This is a genomic window from Cupriavidus sp. WGlv3 (assembly GCF_023952475.1).
In the GTDB taxonomy this organism is placed as follows: Bacteria; Pseudomonadota; Gammaproteobacteria; order Burkholderiales; family Burkholderiaceae; genus Cupriavidus; species Cupriavidus phytorum.
Genome location: NZ_JALHRX010000001.1, coordinates 66329 through 84067 on the forward strand (window position 1 = coordinate 66329; position 17739 = coordinate 84067).

14 protein-coding genes and 1 tRNA gene are annotated in these 17739 nt (G+C 65.7%); 6 read left to right on the forward strand and 9 right to left on the reverse strand.

Annotation, left to right across the window (positions count from 1 at the left end):
- Positions 1–36: 36 nt before the first annotated feature.
- A complete protein-coding gene (gene scpC, locus MKD38_RS00315; protein WP_252674173.1) occupies positions 37–1554 on the reverse strand; it encodes a succinyl-CoA:acetate CoA-transferase ScpC in 1518 nt (505 codons plus the stop codon).
- A 388-nt stretch (positions 1555–1942) separates the two neighbouring features.
- Here scpC and MKD38_RS00320 point away from each other — a divergent pair, with 388 nt between their 5' ends.
- Positions 1943–2512, forward strand: coding sequence for a winged helix DNA-binding protein (locus MKD38_RS00320; protein WP_252674174.1), 570 nt, complete (start codon positions 1943–1945; stop codon positions 2510–2512).
- 165 nt (positions 2513–2677) lie between these two features.
- A complete protein-coding gene (locus MKD38_RS00325; protein ID WP_252674175.1) occupies positions 2678–7531 on the forward strand; it encodes an NAD-glutamate dehydrogenase in 4854 nt (1617 codons plus the stop codon).
- A 21-nt stretch (positions 7532–7552) separates the two neighbouring features.
- Here MKD38_RS00325 and MKD38_RS00330 read toward each other — a convergent pair whose 3' ends face one another.
- Entirely contained in the window at positions 7553–7906 is a 354-nt protein-coding gene (locus MKD38_RS00330; RefSeq protein WP_252674176.1) for a hypothetical protein, read from the reverse strand.
- A gap of 504 nt (positions 7907–8410) precedes the next feature.
- Positions 8411–8797, reverse strand: a complete 387-nt coding sequence (locus MKD38_RS00340) for a hypothetical protein (RefSeq protein WP_252674178.1) — start codon at positions 8795–8797, stop codon at positions 8411–8413.
- A gap of 184 nt (positions 8798–8981) precedes the next feature.
- Between MKD38_RS00340 and MKD38_RS00345 the strand changes: the two genes are divergently transcribed.
- The 3 genes from MKD38_RS00345 to MKD38_RS00355 all read left to right on the forward strand — a co-directional run bounded on the left by MKD38_RS00345 (position 8982) and on the right by MKD38_RS00355 (position 10286).
- Positions 8982–9242 (forward strand): hypothetical protein, encoded by a 261-nt coding sequence (locus MKD38_RS00345; RefSeq protein WP_252674179.1) that lies wholly within the window; start codon positions 8982–8984, stop codon positions 9240–9242.
- 44 nt (positions 9243–9286) lie between these two features.
- A complete protein-coding gene (locus MKD38_RS00350) occupies positions 9287–9793 on the forward strand; it encodes a cupin domain-containing protein (protein WP_252674180.1) in 507 nt (168 codons plus the stop codon).
- Between the two features lie 268 nt (positions 9794–10061).
- Complete coding sequence (locus tag MKD38_RS00355; protein WP_252674181.1) at positions 10062–10286, forward strand: DUF2188 domain-containing protein; 225 nt, start codon at positions 10062–10064, stop codon at positions 10284–10286.
- Positions 10287–10299: 13 nt separating this feature from the next.
- Here MKD38_RS00355 and MKD38_RS00360 read toward each other — a convergent pair whose 3' ends face one another.
- On the reverse strand, positions 10300–10440 hold the full coding sequence (locus MKD38_RS00360) for a hypothetical protein (RefSeq protein WP_154676077.1): 141 nt from the start codon (positions 10438–10440) through the stop codon (positions 10300–10302).
- A 650-nt stretch (positions 10441–11090) separates the two neighbouring features.
- Here MKD38_RS00360 and MKD38_RS31080 point away from each other — a divergent pair.
- The gene (locus MKD38_RS31080) at positions 11091–12059 is read left to right on the forward strand and encodes a fimbrial protein (protein WP_371925600.1); all 969 of its coding nucleotides are present in this window, start codon (positions 11091–11093) and stop codon (positions 12057–12059) included.
- Between the two features lie 832 nt (positions 12060–12891).
- Here MKD38_RS31080 and MKD38_RS00370 read toward each other — a convergent pair.
- The 5 genes from MKD38_RS00370 to pheS all read right to left on the reverse strand — a co-directional run bounded on the left by MKD38_RS00370 (position 12892) and on the right by pheS (position 17602).
- Positions 12892–12968: transfer RNA gene (locus MKD38_RS00370), tRNA-Pro, on the reverse strand.
- Between the two features lie 55 nt (positions 12969–13023).
- Positions 13024–13449 (reverse strand): MerR family transcriptional regulator, encoded by a 426-nt coding sequence (locus MKD38_RS00375; protein WP_252674183.1) that lies wholly within the window; start codon positions 13447–13449, stop codon positions 13024–13026.
- 116 nt (positions 13450–13565) lie between these two features.
- Positions 13566–13976: an integration host factor subunit alpha gene (locus MKD38_RS00380; RefSeq protein ID WP_252674184.1), complete on the reverse strand. Its 411-nt coding sequence runs from the start codon at positions 13974–13976 to the stop codon at positions 13566–13568.
- Between the two features lie 87 nt (positions 13977–14063).
- A complete protein-coding gene (pheT, locus tag MKD38_RS00385; protein WP_252674185.1) occupies positions 14064–16511 on the reverse strand; it encodes a phenylalanine--tRNA ligase subunit beta in 2448 nt (815 codons plus the stop codon).
- Between the two features lie 59 nt (positions 16512–16570).
- Positions 16571–17602, reverse strand: a complete 1032-nt coding sequence (gene pheS, locus MKD38_RS00390) for a phenylalanine--tRNA ligase subunit alpha (RefSeq protein ID WP_029047729.1) — start codon at positions 17600–17602, stop codon at positions 16571–16573.
- Positions 17603–17739 lie beyond the last annotated feature (137 nt).

Below are 17739 nucleotides of genomic sequence, written 5' to 3' on the forward strand. Positions count from 1 at the left end.
GCGTGCGGGCTGTTTTGTTTTAGGGTTGGCGTGAGCTCAAGCGGCCAGCGCCTGCGCCGGCCGCGCCGGCTGCATGGTGCCGCGGTCGCGGAATGCGGCATGCCAGGACAGCGCCTCTTCCACCAGGTGCGGCGTCTGGCCGCCGTACGCGCAGGCGCGGTGGAAATAATCGCCCAGCAGGTCGCGGTACTGCGGGTCGGCGCAATTGGCAATCACGGCGCGCGCGCGTTCCCGCGGCGCCAGGCCGCGCAGGTCGGCCAGGCCGTGCTCGGTGACGATGATGTCGACATCGTGCTCGGTATGGTCGACGTGCGCCACCATCGGCACGATGCTGGAGATATCGCCCCCCTTGGCTACCGACTTGGTCACGAACACCGACAGGTGCGCATTGCGGGCAAAGTCGCCCGAGCCGCCGATGCCGTTCATCATGTGCGTGCCGCCCACATGGGTCGAGTTGACGTTGCCGTAGATATCGCACTCGAGCGCCGTGTTGATGGTGATCAGCCCCAGCCGGCGCAGGATCTCCGGATGGTTGCTGATTTCCTGCGGCCGCAGCAGCAGGCGCGAGCGGTAACGGTCCAGGTTTGACAGGAAGCGCTGGTACAGCGCGCGCGTCAGCGTCACCGACGAGGCCGAGGCGAAGGCCAGGCGCCCCGCATCCAGCAGCTCAATGGTGCTGTCCTGCAGCACTTCGGAATACATCTGCAGGTCATGGAACGGCGACTCGACCATCCCGTGCAGCACCGCGTTGGCAATGGTGCCGATGCCGGCCTGCAGCGGCTGCAGCGACGGCGACAGCCGCCCGGCGCGCACTTCGCGCAGCAGGAATTCATTGAGATGGCCGGCGATCTGGCTGGTGTCGGCATCCGGCGGCAGCGCGTTGGACGGGCTGTCGTCCTTGGCGGTGATGACGATGGCCGCGATCTTCTCGGGATCGATCGGGATATACGGCAGGCCGATGCGCTGCGCGGGCGCGATCAGCGGGATCGGCTGGCGGTACGGACGCTGCACCGGGAAATAGATGTCGTGCAGCCCTTCCAGCTCCAGCGGCATGTTCAGGTTGATCTCGACGATCACCTTGCGCGCCAGCATGGCGAAGCTGGCCGAATTGCCGACCGAGGTGCTGGGAATGATGCCGCCCTGCTCGGTAATCGCCACCGCTTCCACCACCGCGACGTCCACCGGCGCGATCTGGCCCGAGCGCAGCTGCTCGACGGTCTCGGACAGATGCTGGTCGATGAACATGACTTCGCCCGCATTGATCTTGCGGCGCAGCGTGGCATCGGACTGGAACGGCAGGCGGCGCGCGATCACGTCGGCCTCAGCCAGCACCCGGTCGATGTCGTTGCCGAGCGAGGCGCCGGTCATCAGGGTGATGCGCAGCGGCTCGGTGGCCGCGCGCCGCGCCAGCGCGAACGGCACTTCCTTGCAGTCGCCCGCGCGCGTGAATCCGCTCATGCCTACCGTCATGCCATCGCGGATCAGCGCGGCGGCCTCGTCGGCCGAGACTACCTTGTCATCCAGCCTGGCCAGGCGAATGCGTTCCTTGTACATCTTGATCTCCGGTCTGACGGCCGGCCGGTGCCTGCGCCGTTCGCCCCGTACGTGCCTGGCGGCTGGTTGCGGGGTCTCCGGCAGGCAGTGTAGCCAGCCGCGCCTATTCCAGCGATGATTTAAAGTCATCCGTCCAAGTCGCTTTTTTCATAACTTGGCGGTTGGCGCGCGCAGCCGCCGGCACTATCGTGCGGGTCCGCCTCAGGACATTCCCGCAGTGTCACAAATCTGGCAAAAGTTTCTGGTAGTCTCGCCGTTCGGTCGACCCAGCCCGCCCCAGAGGCTGTGGCGACCGTGCCGCCCGGGCCGGCCATGCTCCGGCCCCTTGCACCCCCTGCGGGTGCCTGTGCATTGCGGTGGCGGCAAAACACAACAGGAGACGCCATTCATGCAGCCAAGACCCCTCGAACCCAGCGAGCCGGTTGTCCTTGCCCTGATTGACGCAGTCACCGCCTGGCAAGGTGCGTTGGACCAGACCCTGCGCGCCTCGGGCCTTAACTATTCCCAGTGGCTGCTGCTGCGGGCCATCCGCCAGGGTGCCTTCAAGCGCGGCTTGCCGCTGACCGGCCCGATGCCGCTCGAAGCCGCGCAATCGGAGACCCTGCTCGACGAACTGCGCCGCGACGGCTGGATCGAATACACCGCGACGGTGGCGCCCCGCATCGCCGAAGGCGCCACGGCACGGGTGCAACGTACCGCGCAGGCGCTGAGCGCGCTGCACAGCGTCTCGGTCGCGGCCTTCAATTCGCAGGAGCGTGCCGCGCTGGGCAGCCTGCTGGACCGGATGAAATCCACGCTGGACGGCCACACTTCGCGCCAGGTCAGGGCCGTCTCCGAGGCTCCCCGGCAGGAACGGCACAGCCAGCACACCCAGCACACCCAGGCGCTGCCCTGCCCCGGCCTGCCGCCGGTCGCGCACCGTCCGTCTTCCTGCCCCAGCCTCGCCACGCGCTTCTGAGCGCTGCCCGGGTCCCGCGGCTTGCCGCCGGGACCCGTCCGTGCCCCTCCCTCGCCATCGCCAGTACCCGCCACTTTGTTGCGCCGGGCACTCGGATTTTTCCTAAAGTATGAGCATGCCCCGGCACATGCCCCGGCGACCCATCGACACCGCGAGGAGGGGAACATGCCGCAGGAGAACGAAGACAAGGTCGCGCACCTGCTGGACGAACTGGCCAACTTTGCGCGCGGGCGGCTGCCGGCGGCGATGTTCAGCGTGGTCGAGCCCTTCCTGCTGCATTACTACGACCAGGCCGACGCCGAAGACCTGCTGCGGCGCGAAGTGGCCGACCTGTACGGCGCCGTGATGGCGCACTGGCAGACGGCGCAGAAATTCACCCCCGGCAGCGCCCGCATCCGCGTCTACAACCCCAACCTGGAAGAGCACGGCTGGCACTCCGACCACACCGTGGTCGAGATCGTCAACGACGACATGCCGTTCCTGGTCGACTCCGTCACCATGGAGATCAATCGCCAGGGCCTGGCGCTGCATTCGGCCATCCATCCGGTGTTCCGGGTCTGGCGCGGCGGCACCGGCATCGAGCGGATCGCCCCTGCCGGCGCCGGCGAGGGTGGCGACAATTCGCGCCTGGAGTCCTTTATCCATTTCGAGATCGACCGCACCGGCGAGTCGTCGCGCCTCGACGCCTTGCGCAACGGTATCTCGCAGGTGCTGGTCGACGTGCGCGCCGCGGTGGAAGACTGGCCGAAGATGTGCGACATCACCCGCGCCACCATCGGCGCGATGGCGCAGGCGCCGGACGCGGCTTCAGCGGAGAGCGTCGAGGCGCGCGCCTTCCTGGAATGGATGATGGACGACCATTTCTCCTTCCTGGGACAGCGCGACTACCAGCTGGTGGCGCGCGACGGACGCTACTTCCTGCGCGGCGTGGCGGGCTCCGGCGCCGGCATCCTGCGTGAAAGCCTGCGCGAGCCCGACGCCGAAGACCTGACCCCGCTGCCCGCGGCGGCCACCGCGATCATCGAAGGCAGCTCGCCGATCTTCCTGACCAAGGCCAATTCGCGCGCCACCGTGCACCGCCCCGGCTATCTCGACTACGTCGGCGTCAAGCTGCTCGACGAAAACGGGCAGCTGTTCGGCGAGCGGCGCTTCGTCGGCCTCTACACCTCGACCGCCTACATGGCGCCAATCGCCGACATCCCGCTGGTGCGGCGCAAGTGCGCCAACATCCTGGCGCGCGCCGGCTTCCTCGCCAAGGGCCACCTGTACAAGTCGCTGGTCACGATCCTGGAACAGTATCCGCGCGACGAACTGTTCCAGGCGACCGAGGACGAGCTGTTCGATATCACCACCGGCATCCTGCGGCTGCAGGAACACCAGCGCACGCGGCTGTTCGTGCGGCGCGACCGCTTCGACCGCTTTGTCTCGTGCCTGGTGTTCGTGCCGCGCGACAAGTACAACACCGACCTGCGCCAGAAGATCCAGAAGCTGCTGACCGCCGCTTTCCACGGCACCAGCTGCGAGTTCACGCCCTTGCTGTCGGAATCGCCGCTGGCGCGCATCCAGCTGATCGTGCGCGGCGAGCCCGGCACCATGCCCAAGGTCGACACGCAGGAGCTGGAAGCGCGCATCGTGCATGCCAGCCGCCGCTGGCAGGACGACCTCGCCGAAGCGCTGCACGAAAGCCACGGCGAAGAGCACGGCAACCGGCTGCTGCAGCGCTATGGCGGCTCGTTCCCCGCCGGCTACCGCGAAGACTATCCGGCGCGCACCGCGGTGCGCGATATCGAGCTGATGGAGCATGCGCGGCGCGGCAACGGCATGGCGATGAACCTGTACCGGCCAATCGAAGCCGCGCCGGCTGCGTTCCGCTTCAAGGTGTACCGCGCCGGCGAACCGATCGCGCTGTCGCTGAGCCTGCCGATGCTGGAGCACCTGGGCGTGCGCGTCGATGAAGAGCGCCCCTACCTGATCGAGCCCGACAGCGGCGCACCGGTCTGGGTGCACGACTTCGGACTGGAAATCGCCGACGGCGGTGGCGCCGCGGAATTCGACATCGCGCGCGTCAAGGCGCTGTTCGAGGACGCCTTCGCGCGCGCATGGCACGGCGAGATCGAGAACGACGATTTCAACCGCCTGGTGCTGCGCGCCGAACTGGCCGCGCGCGACGTCACCATCCTGCGCGCCTACGCGCGCTACCTGCGCCAGGTGGGCTCCACCTTCAGCGACGCCTATATCGAACGCGCGCTGACCGGCAATGCCGGCATTGCCGCGATGCTGGTGGCGCTGTTCGTGGCACGCTTCGACACCTTCAGCCAGGTGGCCGCCGACGCCGCGCGCCAGGCGCGCTGCGACAAGCTGCTGGCCGATATCGGCACGGCTTTGGACAAGGTGCCCAACCTCGACGAAGACCGCATCCTGCGACTCTTCCTCGGCGTGATCAACGCCACCGTGCGCACCAATTATTTCCACCGCGGCGAGGACGGCCAGCCGCGTCCGTACCTGTCGTTCAAGTTCAATCCGGCCCTGGTGCCGGGCCTGCCCGAGCCGCGCCCGATGTTCGAGATCTGGGTCTACGCGCCGCGCGTGGAAGGGGTGCACCTGCGCGGCGGACGCGTGGCGCGCGGCGGGCTGCGCTGGTCGGACCGGCGCGAGGACTTCCGCACCGAAGTGCTGGGCCTGATGAAGGCGCAGATGGTCAAGAACACGGTGATCGTGCCGGTCGGCTCCAAGGGCGGCTTCGTGGTCAAGCGCCCGCCGCCGCCGGCCGACCGCGACGCCTTCCTGCGCGAAGGCATCGCCTGCTACCAGACCTTCCTGCGCGGGCTGCTGGACCTGACCGACAACCTCGTCGGCGGCGAGCTGGTGCCGCCGCCCGAGGTGGTGCGTCACGACGACAACGACCCCTACCTGGTGGTGGCCGCGGACAAGGGCACGGCCACGTTCTCGGACTTCGCCAATGCGATCTCGGCCGAGTACGGGTTCTGGCTGGACGATGCCTTCGCCTCCGGCGGCTCGGTCGGCTATGACCACAAGAAGATGGGCATCACCGCGCGCGGCGCCTGGGAATCGGTCAAGCGGCATTTCCGCGAGATGGGCGTCGATATCCAGTCCACGGATTTCACCGTGGCCGGCATCGGCGACATGTCGGGCGACGTGTTCGGCAACGGCATGCTGCTGTCGCCGCATATCCGGCTGGTGGCTGCGTTCGACCATCGCCACGTCTTTCTCGACCCGGATCCGGACCCGGCGCGCAGCCTGCAGGAACGCGCGCGGCTGTTCGGGCTGCCGCGCTCGAGCTGGGCCGACTACGACGCCACGGCGATTTCCGCCGGCGGCGGCATCTATCCGCGCACCGCCAAGACCATCCCGCTGTCGGCGCAGGTGCAGGCGGTGCTCGGCATCACCGCGAGCGCGCTGTCGCCGGCCGAGCTGATCCACGCCATCCTGATGGCGCCGGTGGACCTGCTCTACAACGGCGGCATCGGCACCTACGTCAAGTCCAGCCAGGAGACGCACCTGCAGGCCGGTGACCGCACCAACGACGCGGTGCGCGTCAATGGCAACGAGCTGCGCTGCAAGGTGGTCGGCGAAGGCGGCAACCTCGGCTTCACCCAGCTGGGCCGCATCGAGTTTGCGCGCAAGGGCGGCCGCATCAACACCGATGCCATCGACAACTCGGCCGGCGTCGACTGCTCCGACCACGAGGTCAATATCAAGATCCTGCTGGGACTGGTGGTCGCCGACGGCGAGATGACCGAGAAGCAGCGCAACAAGCTGCTGGCCGAGATGACCGACGAAGTCGGCCTGCTGGTGCTGCAGGACAACTACTATCAGACCCAGGCGCTGTCGGTGGCCGGCCGCAGCAGCGGCGCGCTGCTCGATGGCGAGGCGCGCCTGGTGCGCTGGCTGGAACGCGCCGGGCGGCTGAACCGCGCGCTGGAATTCCTGCCCTCGGACGAGGACATAGCCGAGCGCAAGCTGGCCGGCGAAGGGCTGACCTCGCCCGAGCGCGCGGTGCTGCTGGCCTACAGCAAGATGTGGCTGTACGACGAACTGCTGGGCTCCGACGTGCCGGAGGACGCGCTGGTCGCCGGCCTGCTTGCGGATTACTTCCCGGTGCCGCTGCGCCAGCGCTATGGCGAGGCCATGCAGCGCCATCCGCTGCGGCGCGAGATCCTGTCGACGCACCTGACCAATATGCTGGTCAACCGCATCGGCGCCACCTTCGTGCACCGGATCATGGAAGAAACCGATGCGCGACCCGCCGATATCGTGCGCGCGTGCCTGATCGCGCGCGACGTGTTCGCGCTGACCGCGCTGTGGCAAGAGATCGACGCGCTCGACAATCGCGTGGCCGACGCCGAACAGGCGCGCATGTTCGGCTCGGTGGCGCTGCTGCTGGAGCGCGCATGCCTGTGGTTCATCCGCTATCTGCGCAGCGGCAGCAGCGCCACAGAAGACCTGGCGCGCTTCGCGCAGGCGGCACAGTGGCTGGGGCCCCGCTTGCCGCAACTATTGCCACAAGCCGATGCCGCGGCGTTAGCCGAGCATACGCGTGCGCTGATCGAGGCGGGGGTGGGCGAGACGCTGGCCGCGCGCGTGGCCGGCAGCGAGATTTCCGCCGCGGCGCTAGACATCGCCGAAGTGGCCACGGCGTGCGAGCGCAGCCTGGACCTGGTGGCGGGGGTCTACTTCGCGCTGGACAGCCACCTGAGCTTCAGCTGGCTGCGCGAACGCGCGCTGGCGCTGCCCTCGGACACCCATTGGGACCTGCTGGCACGCACCACCACGCTGGAAGACCTGGGGCGGCTCAAGCGCGCGCTGACCGTCAGCGTGCTGTCGCAGGCGGGCGACCAGGCCTCGCCGGAAGCGATGATCGACGCCTGGCGCGCCAGCCGCCACGGCGCGCTCGAACGCTTCACGCGCATGCTGGCGGACCAGCGCGCGTCGGGGGCGGCAGGGCTGTCGATGCTGTCGGTCGCGGTGCGCGAGATCGGCATGCTGGAGCGAAGCTAGCCGCGCCGGATGCCGGGCGGCTTAATCGTCGGTGTCAGCGTCAGGGTCAGCACCGAGATCCGCGTCGGCATCGGCGCCGCGCGGTCGCAGCTCGAGGCCGAGCAGGATCAGTAGCTCGAAGGCATCGGACAGCAGGTGCTTCTGCCGCGGCAACAGGCTCGCGTACGGCATGTCGTAGATCGACTGGTGCGCCGCGCGCTCGCCCTTCAGGCCGCGGTCGCGCGCGATGTCCGACAGCAGCGCGGCAAACCCGGACAGGTCCTGCGCCGCCAGCGCCGAGTTCAACACCTTCGCGATAACTTCGGGCGAAGCGTTGGCCCAGCCCATGCGCTCGGCATTGGAAGCGGGGTCGTTGGGAAGGTCGGCAAAGTCCATGTTGTGTTTAACGGTCCTGCCTGAACTAGCTTAAGCCGCCAACGATGTGAATTTGACCCCACACAGGTGGGGTAACATGGCCTGCCCGCCCGCTGCCGGTCAGCGCGATGCGGGCTTGGCGCGGCCATGGGCCGGTGCCTTCCGCGGTACCTTCGCCGGCGCCTTTGGCCGTGCTCCGGCGGGCCGCTGCGCCGGTGCCTTTTGCGCTGCGCTGGCGGGTACCTGGCGATAGGTCGTGCTGCCATCTTTGGCCGTGCGCGCCACGACATGGTTGCGCGCGCCACATTGCGGGCAGCGGAACACCAGTCCCTGCCCTTCATCGCGGATCTGCACCTCGTCCGGCTCCCAGCTGGCGCCGCAAGCCTGGTTCCCACACACAAACATGAATTCTCCTGGAAGATCGTGCCAATCGACTGCCGGCACGGACGCGATTATCAGGCCTGCCGCGCGCGAGCGGGTCGATTTGCCGCCAATTGTGCCGGTCGGCCGGCATGGCCCGGCGTTTCAAGCATTGCGCTGCACCCATTGCTGCGCCCACGCAATCGCCGCGGCCCGCGCCTCCTCCGGCGTGGCATGGGTGATCGGTGGCGCCCCGCCTTCCAGCACCACGGCGCCCGCTTCCCAGATATCGCACAACGCCTTGAAGCGCCCCATGCCCAGCGCATGGCAGAACACGTGGATGACGAAGCCGCGGTACTCGAGCACGTCGGTGGCGGCATCGGTCAGCACCTGGTCCGCGGTGACGTCGGCAGGCAGCAGTGGCGCATCGGACTGACGCGGTTCGCGCTGATCGGCCGCCGTGCGCGCCGACCGTGCCAACGCGCCCCCGACCGCCGCGCCAAGCAGCACGCCCAGGCCGAACCAGCAGGCTTTGCTTCCGCTTTCAGCCATGGCATCTCCTGTAGCGACCCGGCGGTCGCGGCAAGACAGCGTCGTGAAGACTGTTACCGGTTTCAGGTTATACCAGGCAACGATCACGTACCGGCGCACCGAGGGCCGAAATTGAGAATCAGGAGGATGACCGAACGGCATGCCGCGGCTATACTGTACATCCATACAGTATCAGGACACTGCCATGCCCTTGTACCAGTCCGATTCCATCCTGCTCGAAGCCCATTACTTCGGCGACGACACCGAATCCGTGCGCCTGCGCTGCGGCAGCGTCTGCGTCAACGCCGGCGCCATCCTGGTCGACGGCATCGAGCTGCGCCAGCTGCAGTCGCTGCGCTGGACCCCGGACTTCCTCTCGTTCGAGGCGCAAGGCATGCGCCACCGCTATCCGGTGAGCCGCCCGGCGCTGGTCGGCCCCGCGCAGGCGCGCTTTGCGCTGCTTTAAGCTACACCTTCCGCTTCCACCCATGCGCCGCGCGCCATGCCCCCATGCCAGACCTGAGCCCGACCGCCCGCCAGCTGATCCACGCACTCGACCTGCGGCCGCATCCGGAAGGCGGCTACTACCGCGAAACCTATCGCAGCGAGGAACGCGTCGCATGCCAGGACGGACGCACGCGCGAAGCCTGCACCGCCATCCACTACATGCTTTGCGGCAGGGACTATTCCGCCTGGCACCGCATCCGCTCCGACGAGCTGTGGCACTACCACGCCGGCACCCCGCTGGACGTGCACCGTATCGTCGACGGCACCATCCTCACCCAGCGCCTGGGCGACCCGCTGCGGCATCCCGGCGCGGCCTTCCAGGCGCTGGTGCCGGGGGGCCAGTGGTTTGCCGCCGAACGCGTGGACGCTGGCGACCCCGAGGACTTTGCGCTGGTCGGCTGCACCGTGGCCCCAGCCTTCCAGTTCAGCGAGTTCGAACTGGCCAGCGCGGCGGTGCTTGCCGGGCTCGTGCGCGGACATGACACGCGGTGGCAGCGGCTGCTACGATAGTGCCGCACAAAAAAACAGCCCGCCGCGGCGGGGTGCGGGCGGGCTGGTGAGTACAGCCAGCGCAGTCTACGTGCACACGCGTTGTCGCCATGCCCGAAGCACCCCGGTATCCCGGCGCTTTTTCTGATTACCGGCCCGAGGGGTCACATGGCCGATGCCGATACCGGCCACTGCGCCGCAAAAGACACCAGCGCTGTCAGACGGTCACCGATACCGGCCGCGGGAAGCAGCGTGGAGACTGGGGCATCTTCCACCATGGAGGTGCGCCATGCCGGCCAAGAACATCCACGTCGTACCGCTCGACAACGGCTGGGCCATTGAATCCGAAGACGGCGCGGGCGGGCGCCAACTTTACGCGACGCAAGAAGACGCGATCGCCGCGGGCACCGAGAAAGCCCGGCAGCTCCAGGCAGAACTGCTCGTCCACGGCCGTGACGGCCGCATCCGGATGCGCAACAGCTTTGGCAGCGATCCTCGCGATATCAAAGGCTGAAAAGTCCAGCGCGTCAGCCGCCGCTGGCGCGCTGCCCCTCCACACGCGCACGCGTCGCGTAATAAGCAAGCACCAGCGATGCGGTCAGTGCCAGGCCGGCTACTGCCAAGGCAATGCATGTTGTGCCGACGATTCCGTTGCCCTTGTCGCTCATTACAGCCTCCGTCGCGATGAAGTCCGCTGTGCCACAACTATAGGTGCAACGGGCTGAATCGAAAAACGGCCACGCCTGCGCTCACGCGGAGACCACGCTGGTTGCAGGCGCGAAGTAGCACGCGTTTGCCACCGGGACACGGAAATAAAAAACCCGCTTGGCGATTTACCAAGCGGGTTTTTTTGTCTGGTCGGGGCGAGAGGATTTGGAACTCCCCAGGCTCCCCAGTTGTAATCCGTGCTAGAGCGGCGGGTCGTACCGGTTCAGGACAATCGAAGTCTACGCCATAGGCAGCCCATGTACATGTGATGCTTGGATCATCGACCCGGATGAACTCTGTCGAGATTTCGTAGATGGGGCGTTGTGGGCCTGAAGACGTGAAGGACTGGCTGAACACCGGATGCCATACAGTATAGCGATGCCCAGCCTTGGATTCCGTTCCTAATCTGGCACAGGCACCCGGCAGTCTGCAACCGGTCGTTGAACCAAACCGGTGCGAATCTTCCAATCCTCAAATCAGGCTTACCTGATTTTTTTCTCTTCCTTCGGCTGAAATACTGACGCTTTTATGGCAGCCTCGTGAGATAGATATGTGCTCCCATTCGAAGAAACTAGCCTCTCAAGGGATTCTCGTCATTCGCCTATGTGCAATGATCCTCTTGGGCCTGTGCCTTTCCTTGCCCGCATTCGCAGAGTGTCTCTTTACCACCGGCAACACATTAGGCACAGCAACACTCACGCCGCCGGTCAAACTCAACGTACCGCGCAACACCCCTAATGGGACCATCCTCTATGATAGTAATTGGGTTACCTCGGGACCCACAACCGTAAGTTGCTCGGGCACAGGCGACTTTCAGGTCGCCCGAGGCTATGCGACTGCAATGCAGCTAGCCCAAGGTTACTCCAACGTATACCAGACCTCCGTTCAAGGCATAGGCGTCAAGGTGGGATGGGTTAACTGGCTACAAGGTGGATCTATCAACGACGCGTCGCTAGCATGGCCACCGTTCTCAGAGACAGTTCGGTCAACAACGTGGCCGTATGGACCCATGGGACAGTTTCGGCTTCAGCTGATCGTGATAGGACCGGTTACGACAGGAACGATCACGCTACCGAGCCTACTGGCGCAGGCATCCTATGGTTCGCTGATCGTCAATCAGCTTCTGATAGCAGGTAATACGCAAGTTGTTGCTCCGGCTTGCTCAGTGCAAAACACCTCCGTGTTCGTCAGGCTACCGACAATCAGCGCCGCTTCCCTATCTAAGGTGGGCTCGACGTCCGAGAAAACCGGATTTCATCTTACCCTCAACTGCTCTGGGGACACTGTCGTTGCCATGACCGTCACCGATGCCACACAGCCAGGCAACGTCGGGAGCAACTTGACCTTGGGAAGTGATTCCGCCGCTTCCGGAGTGGCATTTCAGATTCTCCACAAGGATGCGCCGATCAGTTTCGGATCAGACACTGCGGCAGCGGGTAACCCGAACCAGTTTATCGTTGGAAATTCAAGCGGTGTCGCTAGCATGGATATCCCGCTCGCTGTACGCTATATCCGCACGGGCACAGTGACACCGGGCGGGGCGACTGGCTACGCTACCTTCACAATGAGCTATCAATAATCTGATCCCGCTGCGATGCTCGCTAACCCGAAGTCGCGCGAACCTTCATGATCCTGTTCCTGGCGGAAGCTATGACCGGGCGAGCGAATCACTGCATAGAACGCACATCCTTTTGCTCGAATGCATCTTGATTCGAGATCATAAAAAGTTTAGCGTTGTTGATTCCTCATATTTGGATATGAATATACCTAGTGGATGTAGCGAGGAATCTGGTCACAGTGCACCGCAAAAGCGAAGGATTTGACGGCGGCCAGTTCGTACAATTTGACATCGCCGTCAAGGGCCCATGGCGCCCAGTTAGCGACTGCACCTCGAAGTCGCGCCAGAGCTCCTTGGCACGGCGCAGCACCTCGTTGATTTCCGGCGTGATCAGCCAGTCCACCGCCTCGCCGCCGCTGACAGCCGTCTTGGTCGGTATGAAGTGGATGATGCCGGCGAGGCGGTCAACCTGCAGCCAGCGGAGCTCCCTGATGTCGGTCGACCGCTGGCAGGTCAGGTAGCACAGTCGAACACCTGCATTTCTGGGCCCGTCGGCACCTTCCCCTGCGATGCTGGGGAGCAAGGACTAAACCGTGAAGGACATCCGGGCAAAGGCTCTCACGGGCGCGAAGGAGGGGGCTATTACATCGAGGTCCTGCAGGTCGCCGGCGCGCACACGGATCGCGCGACTACCGAGGGCTACATACAAGCAGCGCGAGGTACCGGATTCGACGGTGAGTCTGCACCTCCCGGCCGCGTGAATATTGGAGGTCATCCAGAAAGATGGTCAGCGACGCTACTCCGAAGGGGCCAATAAAAAACCCGCTTGGCCTTATACCAAGCGGGTTCTGTCTGGTCGGGGCGAGAGGATTTGAACCTCCGACCACCTGCACCCCATGCAGGTACGCTACCAGGCTGCGCTACGCCCCGAAGCAAAAGATTATAACAGAAGCATTTCTCGTATGACTAGCTCCTGACGTGGAAATTATCCGCGCTTTGCAATCTCGCGCAACTGCGCCAGCAGGTGCTGCACGTCGACCAGTGCGTTGCGCAGGCCGGCGATGTCGACCGACAATGTCGGCGCTTTTTCCACGCCGGCTTCCATCGATTCCTGCGTTGCCGTGGCCGCGCTGTGATGGCGGCCTTCGTCGAGGCGATTGCGCGCGCCGTTGATGGTGAAGCCCTGCTCGTAGAGCAGCTCGCGGATGCGGCGGATCAGCAGGACTTCATGGTGCTGGTAGTAGCGGCGGTTGCCGCGGCGCTTGACTGGCTTGAGCTGCGTGAACTCCTGTTCCCAGTAGCGCAGCACGTGCGGCTTGACGGCGCAAAGCTCGCTCACCTCACCGATGGTGAAGTAGCGCTTGGCCGGGATCGGCGGCAACGCGATGCGGTCGCTGGGTTTGTCCGACATGCAGTGTGTAGACGAGCGTCAGGCCATGCCGGCCAGGAGGTTGGCGCGCGTCACGCGCGCGCCCAGAAGAATACCGATGCCGGCCTCGGGAAGCAATCCGCCGTTCGGGTGACGGATCAGCCGGCGATGCCGGCGCGTTCTTCGACCAGGCCCTTGAGCTTCTGGCTGGCGTGGAACGTCACCACGCGGCGCGCGGTGATGGGGATGACTTCGCCGGTCTTGGGATTGCGGCCGGGCCGCTGCGGCTTGTCGCGCAACTGGAAGTTGCCGAAGCCGGAAAGCTTGACGCTGTCGCCCTGCTCCAGCGCTTCGCGGATGACATCGAAGAAGGCCTCGACCATGTCCTTCGATTCACGCTTGTTCAGGCCCACCTGGTCGAACAGCATCTCGGCAAGCTCGGCCTTGGTCAGCGTGGGAACTTCGGCCGAGCGGGCGTCCGGCATTGCCTCGTCAAGGGAGGATGCCTGCCGGTCGCTCATCTCACCCAGTGCTGCAGCGGTCATGGAATTCGCGTCTCGATCATTCATGTCGATCGCTCGAGTGTCTGTCTGGCGATCCGCCCGGGGCGAGCCCGGGCGCCCTTTTTATCGTGCCCCGTCGGTCCTGGCGACGGATCAGCCGCGCAGCCGCGCCTGGAAGGCTTCAGCCAGCGCGTCGACCATGCAGCGCACCGCGCTGTCGACGGTTTCGTCCTGGAGGGTCGACCCAGTATCTTGCAAGGTCACCCGGAACGCAAGGCTTTTCTCGTCCGCGCCGATGGCGGTGGAAGCCCCCTTGGGACGGAACTCGTCGAACAGCACCAGGCCCTGGCAGAAGCGGCCGTAACCCTGTTTTTCCAGGGCCGCGCGCATGGTGTCGAGCAGGTCCTGCACGCGTACCGATTGCTTCACGACCACGGCCAGGTCACGCACGGCGGCGGGGAACTTGGAGATCTCGGTGTACGCCGGCAGGCCGGTGCCGCGCAGCGCGTCGAGCTGCAGTTCGAACAGCACCGGCGCATGCGCCAGCTCATATTCCTGCAGCCAGCGCGGATGCAGTTCGCCGACCACGCCCACGGGCTGGCCGTCGAGCAGCACGCGCGCGGCGCGGCCCGGGTGCAGCGCCGGGTGCGAGACCGGTTCGAAGCGCGGCACGCGCGGATGGAACAGCGCCTCGACATCGCCCTTCATGTCGAAGAAGTCGACATTGCGCGTGGCGATGCCCCACTGCTCTTCGAACGCCGGGCCGTAGGCGATGCCCGCCGCCATCATCGGCTGGTCATAGCCGGCCACGGTAAGGGCGCCGTCCCTGACCTCGGCGTCGCGATGGAACACGCGGCCCACCTCGAACAGCCGCACGCGCGCGGCCTTGCGGTTGAGGTTGTAGCGCACCTTGTCGAGCAGCCCACCGATCAGCGTCGAGCGCATCACCGCCAGCTGGCTGGCGATCGGGTTGAGCAGGCGGATCGGCTTGTCGTTGGCAGCAAAATCACGCTCCCACTTGTCTTCGACGAAGGCGAAGTTGATCACCTCCTGGTAGTCGCGTGCGGCCACGGCATGGCGCACCACGTGGGTGGAGCGGCGAGCTTCGTTGGTCGGGCGCATTTCGCTTTCGGCGACCGGCGGGCGCGCCGGGATGCGCTCGAAACCGTAGATGCGCGCGACTTCCTCGATCAGGTCTTCCTCGATCTCGATATCGAAGCGGTAGCTCGGCGGCGTGACTTCGAACACTTCGCCTTCGGCACCCTGCGTACGCGTGAACGGCAGCTGCAGGCGCTGGAACACGTCGGCGATGGCCGCCGGCGACAGTTCGATGCCGAGCACGCGCTCGGCGCGCGCCACGCGCAGGCTGACCGGCTTGCGCACCGGCAGGTTGACCACGTGGTCGTCGACCGGGCCGGCCTGGCCACCGCAGATCTCGAGGATCAGCGCGGTGATGCGCTCGATATGCTCGACCGTGGTGGCGTAGTCCACGCCGCGCTCGAAACGGTGTCCGGCGTCGGTCGAGAAATTGTAGCGGCGGCTGCGGCCCTGGATCGCGGCCGGCCACCAGAACGCGGCCTCAAGATAGATGTCGGTGGTGTCCAGCGTCACCGCGGTGCTGTCACCGCCCATGATGCCGGCGAGGCTTTCGATTTCCTTGTCGTCAGCGATCACGCCGACCTGCTCGTCGACCTCGATGGTATTGCCGTTCAGCAGCTTGAGCTGTTCGCCCTTGCGGCCCCAGCGCACATCCAGGCCGCCATGGATCTTGTGCAGGTCGAACACGTGCGACGGGCGGCCCAGCTCCAGCATCACGTAGTTGGAAATATCGACCAGCGCCGACACGCTGCGTTGGCCCGAGCGCTCCAGCCGCTGCACCATCCACAGCGGCGTGGCGGCACGCGCGTTGACGCCGCGGATGATGCGGCCGGAGAAGCGGCCGCAAAGATCGGGTGCCGATACCTTGACCGGCAGCTTGTCCTGGATCGTCACCGGCACCGGCTTCATGTCGGGCAGGTTCAGCGCGGCACCGGTCAGCGCGGATACTTCACGCGCCACGCCGTGGATCGACAGGCAATCCGCCTTGTTCGGCGTCAGCTTGATGACGAAGACCTGATCGTCGAGGTCCAGGTACTGGCGGATGCTCTGGCCGACCGTCGCGTCTTCCGGCAGCACCATCAGGCCGCCGTGGTCTTCCGACAGCTTCAGTTCGCGCGCCGAGCACAGCATGCCGTAGCTGTCGACACCACGCAGCTTGCCGACCTTGATCTCGAACGGCTTGCCGCCGTCCTCTGCCGGGGGCAGCACCGCGCCGACCAGCGCGCACGGCACCTTGATGCCGGGCTTGACGTTGGGCGCGCCGCAGACGATCTGCAGGGTCTCGCCGGTGCCGGCATCGACCTGGCACACGTTGAGGCGGTCGGCGTTGGGATGGCGCTCGGTCGACAGCACGTGCGCGACCACCACCTTGTCGAACGGCGGCGCGACCGGGCCCACCTCTTCCACTTCCAGGCCGGCCATGGTCAGGCTGTGCGACAGCGCGTCGGTGGAGATCTTTTCAGGGTTGGCGAAGGTGCGAAGCCAGGATTCCGAGAATTGCATGGCGCTTCTGATCCGGTAAGTATTCTGTGTAGTCGGTGACGAGTTTGACGTTGCGCCGATCAGGCGAACTGGCGCAGGAAGCGCACGTCGCCCTCGAAGAACAGGCGCAGGTCGTTGATGCCATAGCGCAGCATGGTCAGGCGCTCTAGGCCGGAGCCGAACGCGAAACCGATATAGCGCTCGGGATCGAGGCCCATGTTGCGCAGCACGTTCGGATGCACCTGGCCCGAACCGGAGATTTCCAGCCATTTGCCGTTGCCGAAGGCCATGTCGATTTCCGCCGACGGCTCGGTGAACGGGAAGTACGACGGACGGAAGCGCACCTGTATGTCGTCGCGCTCGAAGAACTTGCGCAGGAAATCGGTGTACACGCCCTTCAGGTCGGCAAAGCTGACGTCCTCGCCGATCCACAGGCCTTCGACCTGGTTGAACATCGGCGAATGGGTGGCGTCGCTGTCGACGCGATAGGTACGGCCCGGGCAGATCACCTTGATCGGCGGCATCGCCTTGCCCGCGTACTTTTCCACGTGCATCTTGGCGTAGCGCACCTGCATCGGGCTGGTGTGCGTGCGCAGCAGCAGGAGCTTGTCGTCGCTGTCGCGGCCATCCACGTAGAAGGTGTCCTGCATCGAACGCGCCGGGTGGTTGTCCGGGTTGTTCAGCGCGGTGAAGTTCATCCAGTCGGTTTCGATCTCGGGGCCGTCGGCCACGTCGAAGCCGATCGAGCCGAAGATCTGCTCGACGCGCTCCCAGGTGCGCATCACCGGATGCAGGCTGCCGCGCGCCACCGCGCGGCCCGGCAGCGTGACGTCGATGGCCTCGGCGGCCAGGCGCGCGTTCATCAGCGCGTCGGCCAGCGCCTGGCGGCGCGCCTGCAGCGCGGCTTCCACCTGCTGCTTGACCTGGTTGATGCGCGCGCCCTCGCTCTTGCGGGTCTCCGGGTCGAGCTTGCCGAGGCCCTTGAGCAGTTCGGTCAGCGCGCCGGTCTTGCCGAGGAAGCGGGCCTTCTCGTTTTCCAGCGTGGCGTTGTCATTGGCGGCGGCGAAAGCGGCCTGGGCGTCGGCGACGATTTGGTCCAGATCCTGAGACATGGCGGCGGTCGTGGAGTGTTCTGGCGTCGGCGCAACCCTGTCATGCGACAAGGCCGGCCCGACGTGGGTTGGCACTTCGTGCGGTATGCGTTTCCGGATGCGGTCTCGTCAACAATCGCAAAACGGCATCCGGAAAC